Annotated in this window: 23 protein-coding genes; 8 read left to right on the top strand and 15 right to left on the bottom strand. The window is 67.4% G+C overall.

The window, feature by feature from the left end; genetic code table 11:
- Window positions 1–40 precede the first annotated feature (40 nt).
- Window positions 41–328, bottom strand: coding sequence for a hypothetical protein (locus L1081_RS20155; protein WP_489413772.1), 288 nt, complete (start codon window positions 326–328; stop codon window positions 41–43).
- Window positions 329–629: 301 nt separating this feature from the next.
- On the opposite strand from L1081_RS20155, the gene L1081_RS20150 reads away from it, so the two are divergent.
- From L1081_RS20150 to L1081_RS20140, 3 genes are all read left to right on the top strand, one after another.
- Window positions 630–1,142 carry a hypothetical protein gene (locus L1081_RS20150; RefSeq protein ID WP_489413771.1) on the top strand — a complete coding sequence of 171 codons (513 nt, stop codon included), beginning with the start codon at window positions 630–632 and terminating at the stop codon, window positions 1,140–1,142.
- Window positions 1,143–1,242: 100 nt separating this feature from the next.
- On the top strand, window positions 1,243–1,731 hold the full coding sequence (locus tag L1081_RS20145; RefSeq protein ID WP_489413770.1) for a hypothetical protein: 489 nt from the start codon (window positions 1,243–1,245) through the stop codon (window positions 1,729–1,731).
- Between the two features lie 131 nt (window positions 1,732–1,862).
- On the top strand, window positions 1,863–3,110 hold the full coding sequence (locus L1081_RS20140) for a metallophosphoesterase (protein ID WP_489413769.1): 1,248 nt from the start codon (window positions 1,863–1,865) through the stop codon (window positions 3,108–3,110).
- Window positions 3,111–3,122: 12 nt separating this feature from the next.
- Here the strand turns inward: L1081_RS20140 and L1081_RS20135 are convergent, their stop codons facing one another.
- Window positions 3,123–3,620, bottom strand: a complete 498-nt coding sequence (locus tag L1081_RS20135) for a polyhydroxyalkanoate granule-associated phasin (protein WP_489413768.1) — start codon at window positions 3,618–3,620, stop codon at window positions 3,123–3,125.
- Between the two features lie 197 nt (window positions 3,621–3,817).
- On the opposite strand from L1081_RS20135, the gene L1081_RS20130 reads away from it, so the two are divergent.
- Window positions 3,818–4,393 (top strand): acyloxyacyl hydrolase, encoded by a 576-nt coding sequence (locus L1081_RS20130; protein WP_489413767.1) that lies wholly within the window; start codon window positions 3,818–3,820, stop codon window positions 4,391–4,393.
- Here L1081_RS20130 and L1081_RS20125 read toward each other — a convergent pair.
- From L1081_RS20125 to L1081_RS20115, 3 genes are read right to left on the bottom strand one after another with little or no spacing between them, the layout of a single operon-like run.
- The gene (locus tag L1081_RS20125; RefSeq protein WP_489413766.1) at window positions 4,390–5,367 is read right to left on the bottom strand and encodes a lysylphosphatidylglycerol synthase domain-containing protein; all 978 of its coding nucleotides are present in this window, start codon (window positions 5,365–5,367) and stop codon (window positions 4,390–4,392) included. The two genes, L1081_RS20130 and L1081_RS20125, sit on opposite strands and share 4 nt — an antisense overlap.
- The gene (clsB, locus tag L1081_RS20120; protein WP_489413765.1) at window positions 5,364–6,632 is read right to left on the bottom strand and encodes a cardiolipin synthase ClsB; all 1,269 of its coding nucleotides are present in this window, start codon (window positions 6,630–6,632) and stop codon (window positions 5,364–5,366) included. The genes L1081_RS20125 and clsB overlap by 4 nt, the downstream gene beginning before the upstream one ends.
- A 31-nt stretch (window positions 6,633–6,663) precedes the next feature.
- Window positions 6,664–7,446: an endonuclease/exonuclease/phosphatase family protein gene (locus L1081_RS20115; protein ID WP_489413764.1), complete on the bottom strand. Its 783-nt coding sequence runs from the start codon at window positions 7,444–7,446 to the stop codon at window positions 6,664–6,666.
- A gap of 212 nt (window positions 7,447–7,658) precedes the next feature.
- Between L1081_RS20115 and L1081_RS20110 the strand changes: the two genes are divergently transcribed.
- Window positions 7,659–8,087, top strand: a complete 429-nt coding sequence (locus L1081_RS20110; RefSeq protein WP_489413763.1) for a serine/threonine protein kinase — start codon at window positions 7,659–7,661, stop codon at window positions 8,085–8,087.
- An 85-nt stretch (window positions 8,088–8,172) separates the two neighbouring features.
- Here L1081_RS20110 and L1081_RS20105 read toward each other — a convergent pair whose 3' ends face one another.
- The 8 genes from L1081_RS20105 to L1081_RS20070 all read right to left on the bottom strand — a co-directional run bounded on the left by L1081_RS20105 (window position 8,173) and on the right by L1081_RS20070 (window position 16,644).
- Entirely contained in the window at window positions 8,173–8,742 is a 570-nt protein-coding gene (locus tag L1081_RS20105) for a Spy/CpxP family protein refolding chaperone (protein WP_489413762.1), read from the bottom strand.
- Window positions 8,743–8,890: 148 nt separating this feature from the next.
- Window positions 8,891–9,982 carry an NAD(P)H-dependent oxidoreductase gene (locus L1081_RS20100; RefSeq protein WP_489413761.1) on the bottom strand — a complete coding sequence of 364 codons (1,092 nt, stop codon included), beginning with the start codon at window positions 9,980–9,982 and terminating at the stop codon, window positions 8,891–8,893.
- A 75-nt stretch (window positions 9,983–10,057) separates the two neighbouring features.
- The gene (locus L1081_RS20095) at window positions 10,058–10,957 is read right to left on the bottom strand and encodes a pirin family protein (RefSeq protein WP_489413760.1); all 900 of its coding nucleotides are present in this window, start codon (window positions 10,955–10,957) and stop codon (window positions 10,058–10,060) included.
- A 79-nt stretch (window positions 10,958–11,036) separates the two neighbouring features.
- A complete protein-coding gene (locus tag L1081_RS20090) occupies window positions 11,037–11,789 on the bottom strand; it encodes a GNAT family N-acetyltransferase (protein ID WP_489413759.1) in 753 nt (250 codons plus the stop codon).
- Entirely contained in the window at window positions 11,786–13,060 is a 1,275-nt protein-coding gene (locus L1081_RS20085) for a transglycosylase domain-containing protein (protein ID WP_489413758.1), read from the bottom strand. Before L1081_RS20085 ends, L1081_RS20090 begins: the two co-directional genes overlap by 4 nt.
- Before the next feature lie 10 nt (window positions 13,061–13,070).
- The gene (xrtQb, locus tag L1081_RS20080) at window positions 13,071–13,640 is read right to left on the bottom strand and encodes an exosortase Q subunit 2 (RefSeq protein WP_489413757.1); all 570 of its coding nucleotides are present in this window, start codon (window positions 13,638–13,640) and stop codon (window positions 13,071–13,073) included.
- On the bottom strand, window positions 13,621–14,550 hold the full coding sequence (gene xrtQa, locus L1081_RS20075) for an exosortase Q (protein WP_489413756.1): 930 nt from the start codon (window positions 14,548–14,550) through the stop codon (window positions 13,621–13,623). The genes xrtQb and xrtQa overlap by 20 nt, the downstream gene beginning before the upstream one ends.
- Before the next feature lie 18 nt (window positions 14,551–14,568).
- The gene (locus L1081_RS20070; protein WP_489413755.1) at window positions 14,569–16,644 is read right to left on the bottom strand and encodes an XrtQ-dependent VIT and vWF-A domain protein; all 2,076 of its coding nucleotides are present in this window, start codon (window positions 16,642–16,644) and stop codon (window positions 14,569–14,571) included.
- A gap of 209 nt (window positions 16,645–16,853) precedes the next feature.
- Here L1081_RS20070 and creD point away from each other — a divergent pair, with 209 nt between their 5' ends.
- From creD to L1081_RS20055, 3 genes are all read left to right on the top strand, one after another.
- Entirely contained in the window at window positions 16,854–18,335 is a 1,482-nt protein-coding gene (gene creD, locus L1081_RS20065) for a cell envelope integrity protein CreD (protein WP_489413754.1), read from the top strand.
- 47 nt (window positions 18,336–18,382) lie between these two features.
- Window positions 18,383–20,791 (top strand): PBP1A family penicillin-binding protein, encoded by a 2,409-nt coding sequence (locus L1081_RS20060; RefSeq protein WP_489413753.1) that lies wholly within the window; start codon window positions 18,383–18,385, stop codon window positions 20,789–20,791.
- Window positions 20,792–20,874: 83 nt separating this feature from the next.
- Window positions 20,875–21,480, top strand: coding sequence for a hypothetical protein (locus L1081_RS20055; protein WP_489413752.1), 606 nt, complete (start codon window positions 20,875–20,877; stop codon window positions 21,478–21,480).
- Window positions 21,481–21,485: 5 nt separating this feature from the next.
- Here the strand turns inward: L1081_RS20055 and creC are convergent, their stop codons facing one another.
- Window positions 21,486–22,925: a two-component system sensor histidine kinase CreC gene (gene creC / locus L1081_RS20050; RefSeq protein ID WP_489413751.1), complete on the bottom strand. Its 1,440-nt coding sequence runs from the start codon at window positions 22,923–22,925 to the stop codon at window positions 21,486–21,488.
- A complete protein-coding gene (gene creB / locus L1081_RS20045; protein WP_489413750.1) occupies window positions 22,922–23,707 on the bottom strand; it encodes a two-component system response regulator CreB in 786 nt (261 codons plus the stop codon). Before creB ends, creC begins: the two co-directional genes overlap by 4 nt.
- Between the last annotated feature and the right edge of the window lie 503 nt (window positions 23,708–24,210).

The raw sequence follows: 24,210 nt of genomic DNA, 5'->3' as shown, positions 1-24,210 counted from the left end.
CCGCTTGGCCGCCTCTTTCGACAGCCAAGCGGGCCCCGGCTCAAATAGACCGATGCACGCGAACGCCGCTTTTGCCTCCGCCTCGCTCGCCCCGCCCACCGTGCATCATCCGCGCGACGCGCGCCAGTCCGCCGGTGCCGCTCGCCGCGCGGCCGACCAGCGCACCGCCGGCGGCGCCTGCCAGCAGGCGGCGTCCCAGCGAGCGGCTGCGCCCCGCCGTCAGCAGCAGCAGGAGACCCGTGCCCAGAACAGCGAGGTGTTCACCCGGAAAACCCGGCCTCCGGGCGTCCTTCTGCTTGATTGCTTCGATCCTGGATCCGATGTTCATTTGAACGCTCCTTTTCTGTACGAACTTTCTTCATAGCCAGCGATGCGGTGCACCGCTGTAGGCGCCGATGACGTGCGTCGCGTCGAATCGGGCCCACAGCGCGGTCTCTCAGGGTTTTCATAGGCAAGAGCCTCCGAAAGGGCGCCGACGCCCGTCACACGTCTGTCATCAGCTATTAAAACAATAGCGTTCAGTACTTCCCTGAGGATCCTTCCTCGTAAACGCTATATCTAGCCCGACTCTTGCTAAGCAAAATCCTCGACGGATTTCACGTCACCCCATGATCGAGGACATCGAAGCAATGAACCTTATGCGTCTGCGGCAGCCGATGGCTGCACTGGTACTGGGCGGCACAGCAGCATTCTTCGGGGCGATGACATCGGCCCATGCGTTCTCGAACCCGCCCATCCAGATGGCGCAGGGCGTCGAATACATGTGCGGCGGCACGAACAAGGCCGAGGCGGCCTTCATGCAGATGGTCTCGCCGCGTTGGGCGGCCACCATTGAGTTCGGCATCAACGACAGCGCGCAGCGCGGCAATTTCCCGGTGCGCGCGGCGGTTCAGGTGCGCGAGAAGTACACGGGCCGCCCCGTGATGGAAGCGCAGTCGCACGGGCCCTACATGCTCGCGCGGCTGGATCCGGGCGCCTACGACGTGAACGTCACGCTCGGCGGCCTCACGATCACGCAGACGCTGACGGTGATTGCAGGCGTGCCGGCCCGGGCGGTGTTCATGTGGCCATCGAACTTCGACATGGCCTCGGTGATGCCGCCGATGCCGCAGGCGCTCGCGCAGACCTCCGCGGCGCGCTGAGCCTTCCTTGCGTTAAGCCTTGTCTAAGCCGTGCGCCGCACAGTGGCGCCGTGGCCTTTTTTCGGCCATGCAGACAAGCAAGCAAGAAAGGACTCAGACCATGACTCCCCGGATTTCATCGCAAACGCGGCTCGTGGCGGCCGCCATGCTGTGCGGCGCCGTTCTTCTCGCGGCGCTTTCCTCTTCGGCGCATGCGGCGTTCAATCCGCCGATCCTCATGACGCACGGCATCGAATACATGAGCGGCGGCATCGGCAGCGACGAGGCCAAGCTGATGGAGACGGTGGCGCCGCGCTGGCCCGCCACCTTCGAATTCGCGATCAAGGACCACAAGGGCGCCGAGTTCGCATCCGACGTGCGCGTGACCGTGCGCGACAGCCATGGCACGGTGCTGCTTGACAACGTGGAATCGGCCGGCCCGTTCATGGTGGCGCGGCTCGACCCCGGCATTTATGAAGTGGAGGCTCGCTTGCGTGGAAATACGCTCAAGCAAACGCTGCAGCTCAGGCCTGGCATGCCCGCGCGGGTGGCATTCCTGTGGCCGGCGGGCACCGATATGGCTTCTGCCGGCACGCACGCGGTGCAGTGATCGGCAGGCTCCGCTCCGGAGGCGGGGCACCGGAACTGGAGCTTGGCCGTCCACTTCACTCGCAGCGCACGCTATCCGGCTGCCCGGCGCTATAGAAAAAATAGCGAAAGGTCGATCGCAGGCTGCCTTGAATGCGCGGCATGCGCCTTGCAGATGCCGTGTCCCGGGCCATGCCCGTTCCCATTGCCCTCATGCCGATACGTTCCCTGAGCGTGCTCACCGCGCTCCTGCATGCCTACATCGCGCTGCGGCTGCTGCCCGCGCTGGCCATGCTCACGCCGGCCTGGCCGCTCGCCCTGGCCGCGCTCGCCATCTCGGCCTTCACGATCCCGCTGCCCTTTGTCTCGCGCGGCAGGGAGCACGGCGCCTCGGTGGGCGAACTGCTCCAATGGACGGGGCTCATCAGCATGGGCTGGTTCTCCTCGCTGTTCGTGGCGACGTTGCTGCGCGACGCGGGCCTGCTGCTCGCCTGGCTGGCGAGCGTGCTGTTCGGCGCGCCGGTGCCCTGGCACGCCGTGCTGCCATGGAGCGCGATGGCCGTGCTGATGCTGGCCACGCTGGTGTCGATGGTGGGCTTCCTCAACGCCCGCCGCACCGCGGACGTGAAGCGCGTCGAGGTTCCGATCCGCGGCCTGCCGGCGGCGCTCGAGGGCTTCACGATCGCGCAGCTCAGCGACATCCACGTCGGCCCCACGATCAGGAGTGCCTACATCCAGCGCATCGTCGATGCGGTGAACCGGCTCGGCGCCGATGCCATCGCGATCACCGGCGACCTGGTGGACGGCAGCGTGGCCGAGCTGCGCGAGCACATCGCGCCGCTGGCCGGACTGCGTGCGCGGCACGGTACTTTCGTCGTCACCGGCAATCACGAGTACTACGCCGGCGCGCACGCGTGGATCGACGAGCTGCGCAGGCTCGGCCTGAAGGTGCTGCTCAACGAGCACGTGGTGCTGCAGACGCGCAATGTGCGCGGCGCCCAGAACGACGAAGAGCTGTTCGAGAGCCAGCTGGTGCTGGCGGGCGTGACCGACTACACGGCCGGCCATTTCGACGCCGCGCACGCCAGCGATCCGCACCTGGCGCTGCTCGACGCGCCGCCGCTGGTGCACACGCGGGTGCTGCTAGCGCACCAGCCGCGCAGCGCGACGCTGGCGGCCCAGGCCGGCTACCAGTTGCAGCTGTCGGGCCACACGCACGGCGGCCAGTTCTTTCCATGGAACCTGTTCGTGCCGATGCAGCAGCCCTTCACCGCCGGCCTGCACCAGCTGCACGACATGTGGGTCTATGTGAGCCGCGGCACGGGCTACTGGGGGCCGCCGAAGCGTTTTGGCGCGCCGTCCGAAATCACGCTGCTGACGCTGGTGATGGCGCGCGGCTGACGCGCCGGCGGGTCAGCCGCGCAGCTCGGACAGCCGCCGGGCGTTCGAGGTGGCTGCGGCGTGGATCGGCTTCAACCCTTCGCGCGCAATGCGCACCGCCGCGCCCGAAAGCCGGCTGGCCGTGCCCGCCGCCCGGGCCGTGGCCTGCACGAAGGCGTCGCTGCGCTCCGCGGCCTGCGCGGGGGTGATGCTGCCGGCCATCGACAGAAAGGCCCCGGCACTCAGAAGCCATTGCTGCAGCGCGCGGTTCGCCAGCGAGACATGGCTGCTGTGCCATTGCCTGACCATGGCGGCCCCGGATGCGCCCGCGGCGGCAATTTTTTCATCGCCCATGAGCTGAAACTCCGCGAGATCGGCCGCGCTGGGCGCGAGCCCCGCCTTGGCCATGCGCTCGGTGCGCATCTGGATCACGGACCCGGAGGACAGCAGCATCTCCTGGGTCTTGAGAGCCACGTCGACCCACAGCATCAGCGGGTTGGACAGGCGGGCGACAGAGGTGAGGGACGGCATGGGCGCGATCTATGAGGACGGATGAGTCCCACTATAGACGCGAGCCGCGGCAATTGCTGCACTGCAACAAAACCGACTCTGCAATTTGTTGAACAAGTCCGACTTTCCGACATGGCAATAGCCTCGGCCCAAGGCGCGGACTGCTGCGGAAAGTAATTATTTCTTTTCTTTCATTATTTGCAGACAACAACCACATCATGAAAGCACACAGGTCCGCGTCCCTCGGGGCCGCCGTGTTCGCAGGCGTCCTGAGCCTGCTGGGCGCGCAGGCTCATGCGTTCGAAGACAGCGCACGCGGCTTTTATTTCGAGGGCGGCCATGCGCCGCATGGCGACAAGGGCGGCACCGAGTCGGCCACGGTGGGTGTGACGCTGCCGTGGTCGCCGCGCCAGCCGGTGCACGAAGGGGCGCTCACTTCGTACTGGGATCTGTTCGCGAGCCATTGGCATGCGCCGGCCCTGGGCGGCGGTTCACGCAACTACACGCAGATCGGCGCGATCTACACCTGGCGCTACCGCTTCGACAGCGGCAGTTCGCCCTGGTTTGCCGAAGGCGGCGTCGGCGGCACGGTGATGGACCACCTCTACAGGACGCCCGACCGCACCTTCAGCACCGCGTTCCAGTTCACCGAAGTGCTCGGCGTGGGACGCAGCTTCGGCGAGAACGGCAAGCACGAACTGACGTTGCGGCTGCAGCATTTTTCGAATGCCGGCATCAAGAAGCCCAACCCGGGCGAAAACTTCGTCCGGCTGCGCTACACCTATCACTTCTAACGCTTGGACGGCACGGCGTGCCGCCAGCGCCGCGCACGCAGTTCAGTGACGAAGTAGGCCACCGTGGCCACGCCCAGCGGCAACAGGTAGTAGAGCCCGCGGTAGACCAACAGCACGCCCAGCAGCCGGCCCTGCGCCACCTCGTGCGAGAGCAGGGCAAGGAACACCGCCTCCAGCACGCCCAGGCCCGCCGGCACGTGCGTGACCACGCCCGCCACCGCGGCCACCAGCAGCACCGCAAGCACCGCGTGATAGGCCACCTCGCCCTGCAGCAGGACCCAGATCACGCTGCCGATCAGCGCCCAGTTCAGGCACGACATGGCCAGCTGGAGCAAGGCCATCCGAAGGGACGGCACCTTGAACGGATAGTGGCGCAGCCGGAACACGTGCCCGCTGGCCAGGGCGCACAGCACGAAGTAGGCTGCGGCCAGCAGCAGCAGCACCGCGCCCAGGATGCGCAGCCCGCCGTTGCCGACCTTCCATTCGGCCGGCAGCACGAGCGGCCAGAAGCTGAAGGCGACACCCGCCACCACCAGGTAGCCGAGCCAGTTGGTCAGCATGCTGAAGCCGAGCACCCGCGTGATGGTGCCGTTGGGAAGGCCCAGGCGCGAATAGAGCCGGTAGCGGAACGCCACGCCGCCCACCAGCGAACCGAGGTTCAGGTTGAAGGCATAGCTGATGAAGGTCACGCCCATGACGGTGCGGGTGCCGAGCGGATGGCGCGTGAGATGGCGGCCCAGCAGGTCGTAGGTGCTGTAGGTGGCAAAGCTGCCGGCGGCCAGCGCGCCGGCCAGCCACAGCGTGGCCGCGGGCAGCGCGCGCATGGCGTCGAACACCTCCTGCCAGTCGATGGAACGCGCCTGGCTCACGAGCAGCCAGGCAATCAGGCCGAAGAAGGCCCAGACCGCGATGCGGCGCAGCCAGGGCCACCAGGGCCGGTGGGCGAGCCTCGCGGTGCGGGCGGAGCTCATCATGCTGCTTCCGTCGGCGTGGCCCCGTTGTCGCCGGTGCCCTCGCGCTTTTCGCGCTTCTCGGCAAGCTCGGTGGCCTCGGCCAGGGTGAGGCGCGGCACCTGCCGCGGCAGCCACCCCAGCCATGACGGATACCAGCGCAGGAAGTGGAAGATGAAGAAGCTGCGCACCAGGCGCCAGCCGCTCCATCCGGTCTCCAGGTCGGCCTCGCCGATCTGCTGGCAGCTCTTGCACATGAGCGTGTCCATGCGCTCCCACAGCAACTGGTTGAAGGCCCGGTCGCGCGCAAACACGTTGGCCTCCAGGTTGAGCGACAGGCTCAGCGGATCGAGATTGCTCGAGCCGACCGTGGTCCACTCGTCATCCATCAGCGCGACCTTGGCATGCAGCGGGCGGTCGCAGTATTCGTAGATGCGCACGCCCGCATGCAGCAGGTGGTGGTAGAGCATGGTGGCGGCCGTCTTGACGATCGGCATGTCGGGCTCGCCTTGCAGGATGAGCCGCACATCCACGCCGCGCCGGGCGGCACGGCGCAGTTCCTTGATGAGCCTGTAGCCGGGAAAGAAATACGCGTTGGCAATCACGATGCGCTTGCGCGCGGCGCGGATCGCGGCCAGGTATTCGCGTTCGATGTCGCTGGTGTGGCGCCGGTTGTCGCGCGTGATGAGCACGGCCTCCACATCGCCGACGGGCTCCCGGTCGACGGGCGGCGCCTGCTTGAGCCGGCGGCGAAACCAGCGCGGCCCCTTGTCGCCGAGCGCGATGGCGCGCAGCACGAACTGGTGGATCTGCGCCACGACGGGCCCGTGCAGCTCCACTGCGTAGTCCTGCTTGGCCTTGGGCCCGAAGTCCAGCAGGTGGTCGGCCGAGTAGTTGATGCCGCCCACGAACGCGAGTTCTCCATCGACCACCACGATCTTGCGGTGCATCCGCCGAAACACGTTGAGCCGCTGGCCGAGGATGGGTTGCCCCGGATCGAACACCCGCACCCGCACGCCCACGGCGCTCAGTTCTGCGATGAATTCGCGCGAGAGATCCGGCGAGCCGAAGCCGTCGACCATCAGGTCGATCTTCACGCCGCGCTGGGCCGCCGAGCGCATGGCGGCATGCAGCGCAAGGCCCACCTTGTCCTCGAACAGGATGAAGGTTTCGATGATGACTTCGCGCTGCGCGTGGCGAATGGCATCGAACACGCGCGCGAAGAATTCCTCGCCGTTCTCGAGCAGCGCGATGCGGTTGCCGCCCACCCATTGGCCGACGTTATCCATGGCGTTCACCGCAGGTCATGGGGAGTCCGCTTCAAAGATCGATGTTCGCCACCAGCGGCGCGTGATCCGACAAGTGCGACCAAGGCTTGCGCGGCAGCACCACGGGCGCATGCACGCCGGCGTTGCGAACATAGATGCGGTCCAGCGACAGCAGCGGAAAGCGCGCCGGAAAGGTCTTGGCGGCTGAACCGTTCGCATGCACGAAGACCTCGCGCAGCGCGGCGCCTTCCTCCAGCACCTGGTGGGCACGGCCGCGCCAGTCGTTGAAGTCGCCCGCGACGATCAGCGGCGCATCGGCCGGCACCTCGTCGCGCACGATGTGCAGCAGCAGTTCCAGCTGCTGCTGCCGGTGCGCCTCGGCCAGGCCGAGATGCGCGCAGATCGCATGGACGTCGACCGTGCGGCCCGGCAGGCGCAGCACGCAATGGAGCAGGCCGCGCTTTTCGGGCCCGGCCACCGACACGTCGTGGTTGCGGAAATGCACGATCGGAAACTTGGACAGCACCGCGTTGCCGTGATGGCCCCTCGGGTACACGGCGTTGCGCCCGTAGGCGAACTGCGGCCACATGGTGTCGGCGAGGAATTCGTAGTGCGGCGCCTCGGGCCAGTTGTTGACCTTGCGCGAATGACGCGAATGGGTACCGAGCACTTCCTGCAAAAACACCACGTCGGCTCCCACCGTGCGCACCGCGTCGCGCAGCTCCGGCAGGATGAACTTGCGGTTGAGCGCGGTGAAGCCCTTGTGGGTGTTCACCGTCATGACCTTGAGCGAAGTCGGCGCCGCAGCGGCAAGTGGAATCGGTGAGGAAGACATCGGTGTTGTGGTTGTACGTTGCCGCGCCCGGCGCGCCTGTAGGAACGCGCCACCTTCTTCGCCGCCTTTCGAGAGGCGACGGCCGGCTCCTACAGGCAGGCCTGCCGCACCCCGACACGGGCCGGGCGGGGGCCCTCCTACGGTGGTTTTCAGGCCGCAGGAAACAAGCCGGCGGTCTTCTTCCTCATCATCATTTTTCAAAGGAACGGACCATGAAGCACGCAATCCTTCACGCCACGGCGCTGGCCGGCCTGATGGCCGCGGCCGGTGCCGCCATGGCGCAAGCCACGTCGATACCCGCCCAGCCGGACCCGGCCTTGGGCGGCCAGGCCAGCACGCAGACACCCGCCGGCGTGCCCAACCCGCCGCAGCGCCCCGACGCCAGCATGCCGGTGTCGCGCGAAGCCGTGAAGGCCGAGGCGCGCGCCCACAACCGCAACAACACCAACAACCTGGTGCCGAAGGGCGAGGCCAGCACCACCGTGAACGGGCAGCCGAACGCCATGCCGCAACCCACGGGCGAGATGTCGCGCGCCGAGGTGAGCCAGCTGGCCCGCAAGCCCAAGCCCCAGTTCGGCCAGCCGGGCGAGCGGCCGGAGGTGCCCACCAACCCGACCGAAAAGACCGGCACGCCCCAATAAGGGTTCGTGTACGAAAAAAGCCCGCGGTGCTCGAGGCATCGCGGGCTTTTCATCGTGTGCGCCGCACGGGCGCACTGTCTGCGGGTCAGCTCTTGGCAGGGGCCGTGGAGGCCTCGCCGTGATGGCCATGACGGCCCCGGTGGCCGTGCATGCCGGCATGCACCGTTTCCGCGTCGAAGGTCTTCTGCTGCTCGGGCGTCAGCGCGGCATAGAAAGCCTTGGTGGCCTCGGCGCGCTTGGCGAACCTGGCGCTGCGCTCGGCCTGGCGGGCCTGCATGCGCTCCAGGCGCTCGGGCGTGGTGAGCTTGGCGAATTCCGCACGGTCCATGCGCTGCGTGCGGGCCGCCGGCTGGCTGGCCGCTGTGAAGGTGGTCCACGCGCTTTCCTGTCCGGCGTTCAGCTTGAGCTTTTCCTTCAGCGCGGCAAGCCGCTTGGCGCGGTGCTCCTGCATGCGCTCCATGCGCTGTGCCGGATCCATGCGCTTGTGCTGCGCCTTGGGTGCTGCGCTGCCCTCGGCCTGCGCAACGGCGGCGGCGGGCGTGGAAGTCGAAGTGCCGGGTGCCGCCGGGGCCTGTTGTGCAAAGGCGCCCGAAGAGGCGAGGGCGGCCGAGCCCAGAAGGCTGGCCCAGACGATGCGTTGGCGAAGAGAGATCATGAAAAGTGCTTCCTTTCGAAGAAGCCCGCCGCCAATGGGCAGCAGGTGAGACGAAGTGTGGAAGACCTCTGTATCGCCCAGGTGAGCCGGAAGTGAGCGTGCGTAAAGAATCATGAACGCGCAGGCCTTTCGCCGCCCGCGGCGTGACTTACTTGGGCCTTGGCGGCTTCAGTCCGCGGTCGGGCGCCTGCAGCCTGCCCGAGCGCAGTTCGCCCACGGCCAGTGCCACGACACGGGCCACGTTGCGCACTTCCTCCTGCACGCCTTCGTCGGCATCGAGGCTGTCGTGGCTGGTGGCGTAGGGCTCGTAGTAGCCGATGTAGCGGTCGAGCCGGGCCTGTGCGCCCGCGTCGACCAGGCCCATCCAGTCGAGCCAGTCCGACAGGTTGCGCCGCAGGCTCTCGGCGCCTGCCACGTCGCCGTGCACCACCACGCCGTAGACCCGACCCGCCAGGTGCTTGGGATAGCCCCAGCCCTGGAGCTCGAGGGCCTTGGCTTCGTCGGGCTTCTTGCCGTGGGTGCTGGTGGGGTCGGGGTTGCCGCCGTCGGCGCACACCAGCCGGTCGGCCATGAGCTTGAGCGGGCTGGTGGACTGGTACCAGTGCGTGGGCGTGAACAGGATCACGCCATGCGCGGCCACCCAGCGCTCATAGATCTCGTTCATCCAGTCGCCGGTCTGGCGCATCGCGTGGTTGGGATAGCAGCTGCAGGGCCAGTGGCACAGCGGCATGGCGGTGGACACGCAGCCCTTGCAGGGATGGATGTGGCGCCCGTAGTCGGAGGCGAGCAAGCTCAGGTCGAGCACGTCGGCCTCGATGCCGCAGCTTTCGAGCACCTCGCGCGCAAGCTGCACCAGCCGCCATGTCTTCGATATCTCGCCGGGGCAGGTGCCGTCGTTGCGCGGCGAGCCGTTGACCAGCAGCACGCGCGACTTCGTCTGCGCCTGGCCCCAGGCGGCCTGCGCAGCATCGATGCGCGCCCTGGCTTCGAGCCAGTCGACCGAAAGTTCGTAGTCGGGGTCGGCATGGCCCGGGCCGGCCTTGCGCGTGACGGGTGCCTTGCGGCCTTGCTCGTAGGCCTCCCATGCGATGAGTTCGATGCGCTGCAGCGCATTCTTTTCGGCCTGGAAGGCGGGGTCCTGGAACGGCTGCATGAAGCGCTCGTGGAACTGGTCGCGCTTCAGTGTTTCGGGCGCCTGTCCCTTGCGGACCTCCGGGGCTTGGATCGTGCGATGCGGCATGGCAGCCAATCTATGCCCCACGCGTGCGCCCGTGACCTGCGGGCGATGCCGATTTTCGGTAGGCCGGCGACTACATCAAGCGCCGAACTTGCCGCTCTGGAAGTCCTGCACGGCCTCCTTCAGCTGCTCCTGTGTGTTCATCACGAAGGGCCCGTACTGCGCGATCGGCTCGTGCAGCGGCTTGCCGGCGATCAGCAATGCGCGCGCCGGGCTGTGGTTGGTGGCCCCAGCGCGCAGCACCACGCCGTCGCTGCCGGGGTCGTTCGCAAGAATGGCCATGCGGCGCGTCGACACCTCGCTGCCCGCGATCCACACCGATTCGCGAAACGCATACACCAGCGCGTTGTGGTCGTCGGGCAGCGGCTGAGCGAATTCGGCGCCGGGCGGCAGGGTGATGTCTAGGTACAGCGGCTCGGTGTTCTCGCGCCGCACCGCGCCCTCGATGCCATGGCTCGCGCCTGCGATCACGCGCACGTGCACGCCAGCGGCGGTGGTGTATTCCGGAATTTCCTCGCTCTGGATATCGCGATACCAGGGCTCGCGCATCTTGTCCTTGGCGGGCAGGTTGAGCCAGAGCTGGAAGCCTTCCATCAGGCCGTCCTCCTGCTCGGGTAGCTCGCTGTGGACGAGCCCGCGGCCGGCCGTCATCCATTGCACGCCGCCGTTCTGCAGCAACCCCTCGTGGCCGGCACTGTCGCGGTGCCGCATGCGGCCCGCGATCATGTAGGTCACGGTTTCGAAACCGCGGTGCGGATGATTGGGAAAGCCGCCGATGTAGTCGCCCGGGTTGTCGCTGCCGAAGGCGTCGAGCATCAGGTAGGGATCGAGCCTTTTCTGCAGCGGCTGCTGCAGCACGCGGGTGAGCTTGACGCCGTCGCCATCGCTGGTGGAAACACCGGCCACGATGTGGTCGATGCCGCGCGGCGTGGCCACGGGATCGGTCGGGTGGTTGGCGTGGTGGTTTGCATTCGTCATGCAGCCATGGTGGCACTAACGGCCCGACCGCGCCACCCGGTAGGAATTGCGGAATCCGCCTCGCCGCACTGCTGCGGCTTCAGCGCGGCCACTGCTGGCGCTGCCAGTAGCGGTACTGCCATTGCGTCGAGAAACCGGCGCGCCGGTAGAGCGCATGGGCGGCCATGTTGTGCGCGTCGACCTGCAGGAACACGCGCTCGAAGCCGCGCTCGAGCGCGGCCCGCGCAAGGCCCGCCAGCACGCGCCCGGCCAGGCCCCGGCCGCGCTGCGACTGCTCGGTTCGCATGCCGTGCACGCTGGCCCACCCGTGGCCGAAGGCCATGGCGCCCGCTGCGACGGTCCGGCGGCCCTCGCGCACGCTGGCATAGAGCGAGCCCTTGGCGCGCGAGAGCGCACGCACGCGATGGGCACCATCCACGGGATCGAAGCCCTCGCCAAGGAACAGGGTGGCCCAGGCGTCGTCGGGCGCAAGGTCGACATCGGCCAGCGCAGCGCCGGCCGCGGCCACCTCGCGCATGCGCCGTGCGGAGCCGATCTGCACGCAGGTCGGCGAGTCCCCGACGTAGTGCCGCTGCTCCAGCTCGGACTGCAGCGCCACGAAAGAGGGCACATCGGCCAGGCGGAAGGCGGGCACGAAGTGCCGGCGGTCGTAGCGGTCCTCGATCCGGTCGATCGTGCGGCCTGCGACCGGCTCGCGGTGCAGCGGAACGGCCGACCTGGCGCGCTTGACGGTGCCGTCGTCGAAGGGCAGCAGCCAGCCGTCGATCTCTTCGACGGCAAGGGGCGAAACGGCGGCCACGGTGGCGCGCTCGATGGCTTCGACCTCGTTCATGGGAAAGCCTCCGGTGCGGTGAATCTGGCCGCCGCCACGCTCTTGAGCAGCGTCTCGCGCTGGTTGCGGCTGATGCCACGCACGCTTTCGGCGACCCACTTGGTGCGGTCCGGGTCGATCTGCCCGTCGCGCCGCCATTGCTCGAGCACCGCCTGCGGCTTGTGCAGCATCGACGCGAGCCAGACCGCCTGCGCGGGCTCCAGGCTGCGCGCGGAACGCTTGAAATAGCGCCGGGCGGCGGCTTCGGCGCCGCACAGGTTGCCGCCCCATGGCGCGTTGTCCAGGTAGAGCTGCAGGATGCGCGCCTTGCCCAGGGTCTGTTCCATTTCGACCGCGTAGAGCAGCTCGCGCAGCTTGCGTTCCGCCGTGCGGTCGCTGCCGGTCACCAGCATCTTGGCGAGCTGCTGCGTGAGCGTGCTGCCGCCGCGCTTGGGCTGGCCTTCCTTCTGGTTGTTGTCGATCGACGCGACGATCTCCGCCAGGTCGTAGCCGGCATGGGTGAAGAAACGCTGGTCTTCGGCCGCGATGACGGCCCGCGCCAGCCAGCTGTCCTTGGCCAGCTTCGACGGTGCGCCGCAGCTGGTGCGCGCGCCCAGCATGGCTTCGGTGCCCAGCCCCTCGACGGTGAACTGGCTCACGGTGGGCTGCACCGCGAACGTGGCCTCGGGCAGCGCGACTTGCCCACGCAGCGCCAGCGTGCCGCCGATGCGGGCGCGCTGCAGTTCGGGCAGGTTGGGCGCGAGCACGGCATACCAGCGGGCAATGGGCGCGTCCTTGATGTCGGCGCTGAGCTGCAGGCCTTTGCCCTTGGGCGGCAGCTGTCCTTGCCACTGGCCCTGGAGCATGGCGGCGGCATCGGCGCTGCGGGGCGTGGCCTCGATGGTGCCGGCCAGCGTGTTGCCGTCCCGCTTCACGGTGGCGACCAGGCCTTCGAACACGATCGGCTGCGTGCCGAGCGCGGCAACCTCGGCGCTGCAGGGCGAGCAGCGCACTTCGAGCACGCCAGCCGCATCCTTCCAGGCGAAGTGCAGGGTGCCGAACCGGCTGTCGAACGAGTGTCCGTCGAGCCGCGGCGCGAACCAGGACGAGGTGGCCAGGCGCACCGCCGTGGGCACGCCCACCGCCACGCGCAGCGGGCCGGCTCCGACCGTGGTGCTCCACTCGCCCGCCGCCGGTGCGAGCACCAGTTTTACTATCAGGAAGATAGCAACACACGTCGTCACGACAAGGGCCAGCAGCCCGTAGATCACGAATCGCAGAAACTGTTTCACAAAACTCTCATCACATCGGCCTCGCCACCGTCACAGCTTGCCACGGACCGCTCGAGCGTCCACTGGCCGCCGCCCAGTACCAGGCTGAAGTGTCGGTGAAAGCCGTGCCTTCGGCATCGACGATGCGCTCGCAGACGCGGATCTTTTGCGTGCTGTGCCGTTGCGCAACAAAACAGCGCCACAGCCGCTCCTGCGCATCGCGTTCGAGGCGCGCCTGCTCGATGCGAAAACCCAGCGCGCGGTAGCAGTCGGCCGCCGGATGCAGCATGCGCGTGGGGGCGTTCACCGCGCGCATCACGATGGTCTGCGTGCCGTCGGTCATGCGGCCGATGGCGCCCGGAAAGCGGTCGGCAAAACGCTGCTCGACGTCGCCGAGCGCCAGCGGCCGCAGTGGAACGCCGTCCCATTGGCTGGGCCATTCATGCGAGGCCATGGCCATCGAAGGCTCGGGCGGCGCGCGCAGCGCCGCCGCGGTCGACCACAGCATGCACAGCAGCATCGCGAGCGCAAAGGCGGTCTTGTGGCCGATGCGGTTGATGAAATGGTTGGCAAACAGGGCTTCAAAGAACCGTGTCGACATGGCGGCCTCCTTGCGTGGTGATCAGGCCCGGGATCGGCTGGTCGGCAAATTCGCGCAGGGTGCGCGCCGGCACCATCAGGCGGGCGATGCCGCCGCACACCGCGGCCAGCACCACCAGCCCGAGCAGGTTGTGCGCCCAGGGCGCGAGCGGGTGGCCTGCGCCTTCGAATGCAATCAGCACGCTGTTGCGCAGGATGTTTCCGCCCAGCACCAGCAGGCCGACCATCGGCAGCCGGCGCAGGAAGCCGCGATCGCTCCGGCGGGCCCAGAGCGCCACGGCGCAGGCCGTGAAATAGCCGAGCCACACCATCTGCACGCCCGAGCACGGCGCATCGACGATCACCAGCCGGCCATCGACCACCAGGCTCGCGCCCTCGCGCGCCACGCTGAAGCCCGGCGCCAGCAGCCAGCGGCTCGCCTCGGCCGTGACCACGCGCAGCGGATAGCCCGCATAGAACTGCAGCGACGACAGCAGCGGCAGCGCGAGCACCGCCAGGCCGGCCACCGGCAGCGCGGCCACGCGCCGCGGCAGGAAGGCCAGCAGGCCGCAGGCCAGCGCCAGCACGGCCACCAGGCCCGCCGCGAGCGGTGGCAGCGCGGGCAGGGCGCCCAGCCCGGTGCGCAGCAAGGTCGCGAGCACGGTGCCAGCGCCTGCCAGCGCCAGCCAGCCCAGCTGCGGCGCGGCCCGCAATTCGCGCCGGCAATGCCACGCCAGCGCAGCCAGGGCGGCTAGCGCCAGCGGGCCCAGCGGATCGTCGGAGCCGTCGCGCAGCCGCCGGACCATCCAGGCCCAGGTCGGCGCGAGCGCGGCAAATTGCAGTGCGAGCCAGCCGGCGGCCGGTGCGCGGTCGACGTGGATGCCCCAATCCACGATGCGCGGATGGCGATGGGCGAGTGCGGCCAATGACATTTTTTCTTCTTCCCTGGCTCAGGCCGTGAAGCGGCGCGGATCGTTGCGGCGCGCGCGGCGGCGCAGCATCGCGAGCATCGACAGCACCACGGCAATGGCGCCCAGCGTCTCGGGCTCCGGCGTGCTCGGCACCTCGGCGCCGAGCGCGAGTTCGCTCACGCCCTGCGGCAATGGCAGCGGCTGGTTCACGCCCACGCTGTTCTGCGGCGCGGGGTTGCGCACCACCTTGTCGACGGCGATGAAGCTGGTGTACTGGGTCAGCAGGCTGTACTTCAGGCCGAGCTCGGTGATGCGCTCCTTGAAGGCGTTGCCGCCCTCGAGCGTTTCCTGGTCGCTCAGGCTCTGGATGCGGTGGCGCGCCCACAGCGTGCGCAGCGCAGCAGTGTCCTGGCGCAGCTGCGGGTCGATGCGCAGTTCCTGGCGGTACGGGCCATTGGCAGCCTGGCCTTCGACGATGACACGGCCCTTGGCTTTGCCTTCCGAATCAGCGCGCCACTTGCCGAACACGATCACCGGGCGCTCGCCCAGCACGTCGGGCAGCGCCTGCGGCTCCACGTCGTACACGTCGAGCCCGCCGAAAGTCACCTTCACGTTGGTCAGCACCGGCGACTCCACCATGCGGCGGAAGCGCGCGGCCTGCTCCGGCGCCTGGATCGGGTCGGTGATGATGAAGGGCTCGCCCATGCCGGCGCGCGCAATGCCTTCCATCAGGCTGCGGTTCACCGACGAGCCGATGCCGAAGGCGAATACATTGGCCTTCGAAAGGTTCTTGCGCACGAGCTCGAAAGCCTCGCGCTCCACGCTCACGTAGCCGTCGGTCACCAGCACCACGGTGCGCGACACGTTCTCTTCCTTCGGTTCGGCGTAGACGCGCTTGAGCGCGGGAATCAGCTCGGTGCTGCCGCTGCCGCCGTAGTTCCGGAGGGTGGCCAGCGCCTGCTCGATGTTGGCGCGCGTGGCCGGCACCGACCTGGGCGAGAGCATCTTGTTGCTGCCCGAGAACAGCAGCACGTTGAAAGTGTCGCTCGGCCTGAGGCCGCCGATCAGCCGCTCGAGCACGGTCTTGGCGGTGTCGAGCGGGAAGCCGTGCATCGAGCCCGAGATGTCGACCACGAAGATGTAGTCGCGCGGCGAAATCGCGCTGGCAGCCACGGCCTTGGGCGGCTCGACCATCGCAAGAAAGAAGTTCTCGGCGCTGCCATCGGTGTTCTGGCCCTTGTAGAGCATCAGGCCCGATTCGATCTTTTCGCCCGCAAGGCGGTAGTCGAGCACGAAGTCGCGGTTGTCCGCGGGCCGGCCGTCGGCAGCGAGCACGATGTCGGCGTGCCGGTCTTCGTCGCTCTTCTTCACCTCGATGGTGTGGGACGAGGAGCGCACCTCCTTCAGCCCCATGGGCGTGTCGATGCTGGCCTTGAGCCTGAAGCTGGTGTTCGGCGCCACGCCTGCGCGCAGCGTGGGCTGCGCCATCCACTTGGCCTGGGCGTTCTCCGACTGCGGGCTGTTGTAGCGCGGGCCCACCACGGTGGGAAAGACGAACGCATAGTTGCCCGACTGCGGCACCAGCAGTTCGGTGTAGCGCAGCTCCACCTTCACGTCGTCGCCCGGCAGGATGTTGGCGACGTTCATCTGGAACACGTTGGGCAGATGCTGCTCGAGCAGCGCGGCGGTCTTGCCTTCCTTCTTGGCGGTGTCGTATTCGATCTGCGCCTGCTGCTTCTCGCGGATCTGCGCGGTGATCAGCCGGTCGGCCAGGCGCACGTTGAGGCCGCTCACGGCAGCCTTGGTCGAGCCCGGAAAAACATACTTGGCCTCGATGGCGCGCTGGCCTTCGTTGCGGTAGGTCTGCGTGACGGTCACGTCGGCAATGACGCCCGAGATCTTCACCGCTACCTCGGTGGCCTTGAGCGGCAGGCGGTCGACCGAGGGATCGTCGCTTTTCACGAAGAAATACGGGCTCTCGGTCTTCAGCCGCGGGCCCGGTGCTTCCTGTGCATGCACGGGGTTGAGGCTGAGCGCGACGAAGCCCGCCGTGGCCAGGCTCACGGTGGCGAGCCAGAGCCAGCGGCCGGGACGGGTGGAGATGTGGGCATCCATGGCGGTGTGGGTGTTGGTGTCCGTGCGAACTTGCACAGCCGCAACTGTCGGCACCGCGCGAGAAGGAAATTGGAAGGCTCTTTGAAGTCCGGCGCGCGGATGCGGCGTTGTGTGAAGCCTGTGTGAAGTCCGCCGGCGTCTGCGCTTCACACGAGCTTCGGATTGCGCGGCGAGCATCGCGGCTTCGACAATCGACGAGGAGAAAGAACATGTTCCAGTTGCTGAAGGCCCTGCAGGGTTCGATGCTGGTCAAGGTGGCCGGGCTGCTGATGCTCACGCTCTTGCTGTGCATTCCGCTGGCCGAGATCAATGCGATCAACCGCGAGCGCGGCAACAGCCAGCGCGAGGCGGCCGCAGAACTCGCCGCCACCTATGCAGGTCCGCAGACCGTGGTAGGCCCGCTGCTGCTGGTGCCCTATGTGGAGCGCTGGACGGAGCCGCTGCGCAACGCGCAGGGCCAGGTGATCGGCCAGGAGGCGCGCAGCAAGGAAATGACCCATGTGGTGTTTCCCGACAAGCTGCACATCGAAGGCTCGATGACACCGCACGAACGCTACCGGGGCATCTTCAGGATTCCGTTCTATACACTCGACGCCACGCTCGGCGGCGGCTTTGCGGCCTTCGATCCCAAGTCGGTGGCGCACAGCGAAACCGATTCGGGCATCGAGTTCAAGGCGCCTTTCGTCGTCTTCGGCGTGAGCGACCTGCGCGGAATCGATGGTTCGCCTTCGATCGCGATGAACGGCGAGGCTTTGCGTTTCAGGCAGCGCGTGCCTGGCCTGGCGGACGATGCCTCGCTGGCCGATGGCATCCACGCACCGCTCACCGGCGCCGCGCTCGCCGCATGGGAGGCGAAGGCGCCGCTGCCCTTCGAGATGAAGCTCGGCCTCGTCGGGCAGGACACGCTCTCGATGGTGCCGATTGCCGAGGAGACCACCGCCCACCTGAAGTCGCCCTGGGCGCATCCGAGTTTCGGCGGCCGCTTTCTCGCCACGCAGCGCGAAGTGACGCCGCAGGGCTTCGATGCGCACTGGCGCGTGTCCTCGCTCGTGACCTCCGCGCGCGAGCAGGTGCGCGCCGGACTGCCTGGCCGCGGCGATGCCGCCAGTGCTGCCACGGCGGCAGCCGCAGTTGCAACCAGCCGCGCGCCACGCGACCTCGGCCCGCTGCAGACCTTCGACGTGTCGCTCGCGCAGCCGGTCAACGTGTATTCGATGAGCACGCGCGCCGGCAAGTACGGCGCGCTCTTCATCGGCCTGGTGGTCATGGCGGCCTTCATGTTCGAGCTGTTCCGCAGGCAGCGCATGCATCCGGTGCAGTACGGCCTGGTCGGCCTCTCGATCGCGCTGTTCTTCCTGCTGCTGCTGGCCCTGTCCGAGAAGCTGGCCTTCTGGCTGGCCTATGCCAGCGCGGCCGGCGCGAGCGTGCTGCTGCTCGGCATCTATTTCAGCGCGGTCTTGCAAAGCTGGAAACGCGGCGCGGGCTTCGGGGCCTATGTCGCGGTACTCTATGGCGCGCTCTACGGCCTGCTGGCATCGGAAAGCAATGCGTTGCTGCTCGGCGCCCTGCTGACATTCGGCATGCTGACGGTGTTGATGCTCGCCACGCGCAAGGTCGACTGGTATGCACTGTCGGCCGGGAACCCCCGAACGCCCGAGCCGGTCTTACCTGAGGCGGCCGCGTCCGTGTAACCAACGCTACGGACTGTTTTTTTCCTTACCTATTGCCAGTGACCTCCATGGACGATTCTTCTCCTTCCACCGACCCCGCGCGCTCGCAGCGTTCAGTGAAGCTGCGTCGCGCGGCGCGGTGGGGCGCCATCGCGCTCGGCTCCGGCGCGCTGGTGCTGCTGGTGGCCGCCGTCGTCGCGGTGGCCGCCATCTATCCCCGGCTGCCCGACATTTCCGAACTGGCCGACTACCGGCCGAAGCTGCCCCTGCGCGTGTACACGGTCGAAGGCACGCTGATCGGCGAATTCGGCGAGGAGCGCCGCACGCTCACGCCCTTTGCGAGCATTCCCAAGGTCATGAAGGACGCCGTGCTCGCAGTGGAAGACGCGCGCTTCTACGATCATGGCGGCGTCGACTACAAGGGCTTCGCACGCGCGGCTGTGGCCAGCCTGAAGGGCGGCCGCAAGCAGGGCGCATCGACCATCACGATGCAGGTGGCGCGCAATGTCTACCTGAGCTCGGAACGCACGCTGAGCCGCAAGGCCTACGAGATCCTGCTGGCCCTGCGCCTGGAGCAGCAGCTCAGCAAGGACCAGATCCTGGAGATCTACCTGAATCAGATCTACCTGGGCAACCGCGCCTATGGCTTTGCCGCCGCATCCGATGCGTATTTCGGCAAGCCGCTGCAGAACATCACGCTGGCCGAAGCCGCCATGCTGGCCGGCCTGCCCAAGGCGCCCGGCGCGAACAACCCGGTGGCCAATCCGCGGCGCGCCCGCGCGCGCCAGCTCTACGTGATCGACCGCATGCAGGAAACTGGCTTCATCACCGCCGAGCAGGCGGCCGAAGCCAAGAAGGAAGAACTGCACCTGCGCGATGCCGCCGATCCGAACCGGCTGCATGCGGAATATGTGGCCGAGACGGTGCGCCAGATGATGTACGCGCAGTACGGCGACAGCATCTACACCAGCGGCATGAAGGTCTACACCTCGCTGGTCGCGGCCGACCAGGCCGCGGCCTACAGGTCGCTGCGCAAGGGCATCATGGACTACGAGCGGCGCCAGCCCTATCGCGGGCCCGAGCGCTTCGTCGACCTGCCGAGCGATCCCAGGGAAGTCGACGAGGCGGTGGACGAAGCGCTGGCCGAGCATCCCGACAACGGCGACGTGATGGCCGCCGTGGTGCTGGAGGCCGGCAGTAAGGAAATCAACGCGGTGCGCGCGAACGGCGAAACCGTGCAGATTACCGGCGAAGGCCTCCGGCCCGCGCAGTCGGGGCTCGCGGCAAAGGCGCCGCCCCACATCAAGATCCGCCGCGGCGCGGTGATCCGCGTGGCCCGCACGCCCAAGAACACTTGGGAGATCACGCAGCTGCCCGAAGTGGAGGGCGCCTTCATTGGCATGGATCCGCGCACCGGCGCCATCAAGTCGCTGGTGGGCGGCTTCGATTTCGGCAAGAACAAGTTCAACCACGTGACACAGGCCTGGCGCCAGCCGGGCTCGAGCTTCAAGCCCTTCATCTATTCGGCCGCGCTCGAGAAGGGCTTCACGCCCGCGACCATCGTCAACGACGCGCCGCTGTACTTCGAGCCGGGCACCCAGGGCGGACAGCCCTGGGAACCGAAGAACTTCGACGGCGGCTTCGAGGGTCCGATGCCGCTGCGCACCGCGCTGATGAAGTCGAAGAACCTGGTGACGGTGCGCGTGCTGCAGGCCATCGGCGCGCCGTATGCGCAGGAGTGGATCACCCGCTTCGGCTTCGACAAGGACAAGCATCCGGCCTACCTGCCGATGGCACTGGGCGCCGGTTCGGTCACGCCGATGCAGATGGCCACCGCCTATTCGGTGTTCGCCAACGGCGGCTACAAGGTCAATCCGTACCTGGTCACGCGCATCACCGACCTGCGCGACAAGGTGCTGGTCGAAACCGAGCCGCCGGTGCTCGACGAAAGCCGCCGTGCCATTCCCGAGCGCAACGCCTTCATCATGGATTCGCTGCTGCAGAGCGTGGTGAAGGGCGGAACCGCCGCGCGCGCCTACCAGGCGCTCAAGCGCGACGACCTGTTCGGCAAGACCGGCACCACCAACGACTCCTTCGACACCTGGTTCGCGGGCTTCCAGCCCACCACCGTGGGCATTGCATGGATCGGCTACGACACGCCGCGCCAATTGGGCGTGCGCGGCGAAACCGGCGGCAGCCTGAGCCTGCCGATCTGGATCGGCTATATGCAAGCCGCGCTCAAGGGCGTGCCGGTGAGCAAGATTGCCGAGCCGCCGGGCGTCGCCAACATCGATGGCGAGTGGTACTTCGACGACTTCACGCCCGGCCACAGCGTGGCGAGCCTGGGCGTGGAGAGCGAGGCGCCTCCAGCACCGGCCGAAGAAATCATGGGCGTGCCGCCGGCCGCCGTCCCGGTGCCGCTGGGCCCGCCGCCGCCACCCGAAGAGCGCAACCGCATCCTCGATTTCTTCCGCTGAGGCGGCATGGCGGAAAGGAGCCGCACCGAGTCTCTACACTCGGTGCGGCTCCTTTCGCTTTACCCTCCCACGCTTCTTTCCCCATGGAAATCCTTATCCTGGCGACGTCGATCGTCGTCGGCGCCTACATCCTCAAGTCCAGGGACCAGCGCCAGCGCATCGCGCTGCTGGGCAGCCACCTGGGCAGATACCAGATCGAAAGATTGATGGAGAGCCTCACCGAAGGCTACCTGCGCTGCCTGGGCGAGGACAACGCCGAGCGGCGCCAGCAGATCTGGAGCCTGCTCGACTCCACCGAGGAAAAGCTCTCGGCCCAGTTCGACAGCTTTGCCGCCGAGTTTGCGCGGGTCGACGCGGCGGAGGCACGCGTGAGCAAGCTGCCCGTGGCCATTCCCTTTGCGCACAAGCTGTTTCCGGCTGCGACCTTCGATCTGCGCGAAGCACTGGCGATCCACGCGCGCGGCATTGCCGAGGTCATGCGCAACGACGCGGGCCGCTCACCGAAGGCCAAGGCCTTCACCATGTCGGCCGAGCTGTTCCTGATGCAGCACACCTGCCACTGGTTCTGCAAGTCGAAGACGGTGGCCTCGGCGCGCATGCTGGCGCGGCACAAGACCTCGTACGAACAACTGCTCGCCGCGGTGAGCCCCGCAACGCGCAGGGCCTACGCGGCACTCACGGGCCAGTGACCCGCTCAGTGGTGCGACAGCAGCGGCAGCGTGAGTGTGGCCACCGCGCCGCCCCGCGCCGCATTGCCGAGCTCGATGCGCCCGCGGTGCAGCGCGGCAATCTCCTTCACGAAGGCCAGCCCGAGCCCGGTGCTCTTCTTCTGGCTGTGCGGCCGCGCGAGCGAATAGAACTTCTGGAAGACCTTTTCCTGCGCGTAGTCCGGAATGCCCGGGCCGTGGTCGCGCACGCTCACGCGCGCGAGCTTCGCGGTGGTCTCCAGCGTCAGCAGCACCTCGCTGCCCTGCGGTGAAAAATCGATCGCGTTGTCCAGCAGGTTGCTGATGGCGCGCCGCAGCAGGAACGGATCGCCCTCGGTGCGGGCCTCGGTGCGGATGTTCACGCGCACGCCGATGTTGCGCTTGGCCGCCGCAGGCTGCACGCTGATGGCGATGTCCTCGATCAGCGAAGCCAATGCCACCGGCTCCGTGCGGTCGAGCCCGTGGCGGGTTTCCAGTGCGGTGAGCTCCATCATGCGGTCGACGATTTCCTGGATGCGCTGCGTTTCGCGTTCGATGTTCTTCAGGAAACGTTCGCGCTCCGCATGCGGCATCGACGGTTCCTGCAGCAGCTCGGCCGCGCCGCGGATCGCCGAGAGCGGGCTCTTCACTTCGTGCGTGAAGGTCTGCACGTAGTCGGCCACATAGTTGCGGCCGGTCAGCGCGTCGCGCATTTCGCTGAAGCCGGTGCGCACCGCATCGACCGCGCGCCGCGCCATGCGCGAAAGGCTCAGCGTGCGCTGCGCGCGCACCCAGGCCCAGTAGTCCGAGATCAGCCCGAAGGGCCGCACCAGCCAGACCGAGACGATCACCGCCAGCAGCAGCAGCGCCAGCCCCGAACCCACGCCCACCCACAGCGTGCGGGCCCGCGCGTCCTCCACGAACTGGCCGAAGCTCTGCACCGGCTTGCCGACGCTCACCATGCCGACGATCTCGTTGTTCCACCGGATCGGCGCACCCACGTACATCACCAAGGTGCGCGGATCGCCGTCGACGTCGCGCGAGGTGCGTGCGCCGTACAGGCCGGCGAGCGTGCGGCTCACGTCGCTCCACTGCGAGTAGTCGGCGCCCAGGTGCCTGCCGAGCGAATCGAACACCACGCGGCCGCTGCGGTCGGTGACGTACACGCGCAGCTCGACGCGGTTCTTGTGCAGGTTGTAGATCTGTGCGGAGAACTCGCGCGCATAGACCGTGCGGAACAGCGGCTCCAGCCGCGCGGTGTTGATGGCGCCCGCGATCACGTCCTGCTCGACCAGGCTGGCCATGAGCTGCGAAGTCTCGACCAGCGATTCCTCGGCCGACTCGCGGTAGCGCGGATCGATGTCCGAGACCACGCGGTAAAGCAGGAACGCGATGCCCGCCGTGTAGATCAGCAGAATCCCGATAAAGATGCGCGTGCGCCGGCTCACGGCGCGTTGAGAGGCAGTTCTTCGTTCAGCGCATAGCCGGTGCCGCGCAGCGTGCGGATCGGCTCCACCTCGGGCGCCACGGCCTTGAGCTTGGCGCGCAGGGTCTTCACATGGGCGTCGACCGTGCGGTCGAAGCTTTCGCTCGCGTCGTCCCAGACCAATTGCAGCAGCTCATCGCGCGTGAACACGCGCCCCGGCCGCTGGACCAGCAACCGCAGCAGCCCGTACTCGTAGCGCGAGAGCTCGAGCAGGCGCCCGTAGTAGCGGATCTGCATGCGCTCGTTGTCCAGTGCAAACGGCATTGCGGGGGGCTGGGCGGGCGCTGGAGGCGCCGCGCCCGGAATTCGATGGGGTACCCCATCGCTCGGTCCCGCGGGCGCTCCAGGGACCGCTCGTGCGCTGCGCCGCAGGATGGTGCGTACCCGCGCCACCAGTTCGCGCGGCGAAAAGGGCTTGGCGATGTAGTCGTCGGCACCGAGTTCCAGCCCCACCACGCGGTCGATCTCGTCGCTCCTCGCCGTGAGAAAGAGCATCGGCACCTCGGCACCGCCCTGCGACTGGTTCAGCGCGCGCAGCCGCTTGAACAGCTCGAAGCCGTTGAGGTCGGGCAGGCCGACATCCAGGATCGCGAGCGCGGGCGGTTCCTGTGCGAACTGCGCAATGGCGTCTTCGGCCGTGGCGCACCAGACCGGCGTGAAGCCGTCGCTCTTCAGGACGTACTGGAGGGTGTCGGCAATGCCTGATTCGTCTTCGGCGATCAGGATCCGCGGTTTGAAACTCATCCCCGGATGTTAGCGAGCGAGCGCCGATCGGCGAGGCAAGTTTGCCTGCGTGGCGCCGCGAACACGGCGCGGCCGTTCACGGATTTTTTTTCGGGCGCGGCGCTGTCCCCGTTTCTATTTCTTATTTCTCTTATTCAAATTAGTAGTAGTAGATAAGGGTGGCGCCGGTCTGTGGACATGGCACTTTTTCCCTTGCGTGACATGGACTTGTCATGCCTGCGTCACTGTGCGCAGCTGCGCTTCCGTGCTGTCGCGCCAAAAGGAACAACATTGCTGGAAGCGCCAGCCCTGTGGATAACACCCTGTTTGTGCCGGAAATCTCCCCAGGGTTGTCCTTTGACATGGTCCGGAAAATCTGCCAAAGGCGTTTTTCGGCGCGAGAAATTCATTGCCTCATATTTGGGCAGACTGTAGATTTGTCTTTCAGATCAATCACTTAGCTTTCTCTTACAAGGAAGTGCGAGTGTTATCCACAGAGTTGCCCAAGCTTTGTGGGGAGAACC

Origin of the sequence: Variovorax sp. MSC1_012 (assembly GCF_023667525.1) — a bacterium.
Lineage (GTDB): Bacteria > Pseudomonadota > Gammaproteobacteria > Burkholderiales > Burkholderiaceae_C > Variovorax > Variovorax beijingensis_B.
This window is presented reverse-complemented; position numbering and strand designations above follow the sequence as displayed.

What these genes read in the sequence shown, in the direction of transcription:
- L1081_RS20135 (WP_489413768.1), bottom strand. Translation starts at nt 3,620, where the DNA reads ATGCCGTCCCTCACCTCTGTCGCCCGCCTGTCCAACCCGCTGATGCTG.
- xrtQa (WP_489413756.1), bottom strand. Translation starts at nt 14,550, where the DNA reads ATGTCATTGGCCGCACTCGCCCATCGCCATCCGCGCATCGTGGATTGG.
- L1081_RS20095 (WP_489413760.1), bottom strand. Translation starts at nt 10,957, where the DNA reads ATGACGAATGCAAACCACCACGCCAACCACCCGACCGATCCCGTGGCC.
- clsB (WP_489413765.1), bottom strand. Translation starts at nt 6,632, where the DNA reads ATGGATAACGTCGGCCAATGGGTGGGCGGCAACCGCATCGCGCTGCTC.
- L1081_RS20155 (WP_489413772.1), bottom strand. Translation starts at nt 328, where the DNA reads ATGAACATCGGATCCAGGATCGAAGCAATCAAGCAGAAGGACGCCCGG.
- creB (WP_489413750.1), bottom strand. Translation starts at nt 23,707, where the DNA reads ATGAGTTTCAAACCGCGGATCCTGATCGCCGAAGACGAATCAGGCATT.
- L1081_RS20110 (WP_489413763.1), top strand. Translation starts at nt 7,659, where the DNA reads ATGAAGCACGCAATCCTTCACGCCACGGCGCTGGCCGGCCTGATGGCC.
- L1081_RS20055 (WP_489413752.1), top strand. Translation starts at nt 20,875, where the DNA reads ATGGAAATCCTTATCCTGGCGACGTCGATCGTCGTCGGCGCCTACATC.
- xrtQb (WP_489413757.1), bottom strand. Translation starts at nt 13,640, where the DNA reads ATGTCGACACGGTTCTTTGAAGCCCTGTTTGCCAACCATTTCATCAAC.
- L1081_RS20145 (WP_489413770.1), top strand. Translation starts at nt 1,243, where the DNA reads ATGACTCCCCGGATTTCATCGCAAACGCGGCTCGTGGCGGCCGCCATG.
- L1081_RS20140 (WP_489413769.1), top strand. Translation starts at nt 1,863, where the DNA reads ATGCGCGGCATGCGCCTTGCAGATGCCGTGTCCCGGGCCATGCCCGTT.
- L1081_RS20115 (WP_489413764.1), bottom strand. Translation starts at nt 7,446, where the DNA reads ATGTCTTCCTCACCGATTCCACTTGCCGCTGCGGCGCCGACTTCGCTC.
- L1081_RS20150 (WP_489413771.1), top strand. Translation starts at nt 630, where the DNA reads ATGAACCTTATGCGTCTGCGGCAGCCGATGGCTGCACTGGTACTGGGC.
- L1081_RS20105 (WP_489413762.1), bottom strand. Translation starts at nt 8,742, where the DNA reads ATGATCTCTCTTCGCCAACGCATCGTCTGGGCCAGCCTTCTGGGCTCG.
- L1081_RS20130 (WP_489413767.1), top strand. Translation starts at nt 3,818, where the DNA reads ATGAAAGCACACAGGTCCGCGTCCCTCGGGGCCGCCGTGTTCGCAGGC.
- L1081_RS20090 (WP_489413759.1), bottom strand. Translation starts at nt 11,789, where the DNA reads ATGAACGAGGTCGAAGCCATCGAGCGCGCCACCGTGGCCGCCGTTTCG.
- creD (WP_489413754.1), top strand. Translation starts at nt 16,854, where the DNA reads ATGTTCCAGTTGCTGAAGGCCCTGCAGGGTTCGATGCTGGTCAAGGTG.
- L1081_RS20125 (WP_489413766.1), bottom strand. Translation starts at nt 5,367, where the DNA reads ATGATGAGCTCCGCCCGCACCGCGAGGCTCGCCCACCGGCCCTGGTGG.
- L1081_RS20070 (WP_489413755.1), bottom strand. Translation starts at nt 16,644, where the DNA reads ATGGATGCCCACATCTCCACCCGTCCCGGCCGCTGGCTCTGGCTCGCC.
- L1081_RS20060 (WP_489413753.1), top strand. Translation starts at nt 18,383, where the DNA reads ATGGACGATTCTTCTCCTTCCACCGACCCCGCGCGCTCGCAGCGTTCA.
- L1081_RS20100 (WP_489413761.1), bottom strand. Translation starts at nt 9,982, where the DNA reads ATGCCGCATCGCACGATCCAAGCCCCGGAGGTCCGCAAGGGACAGGCG.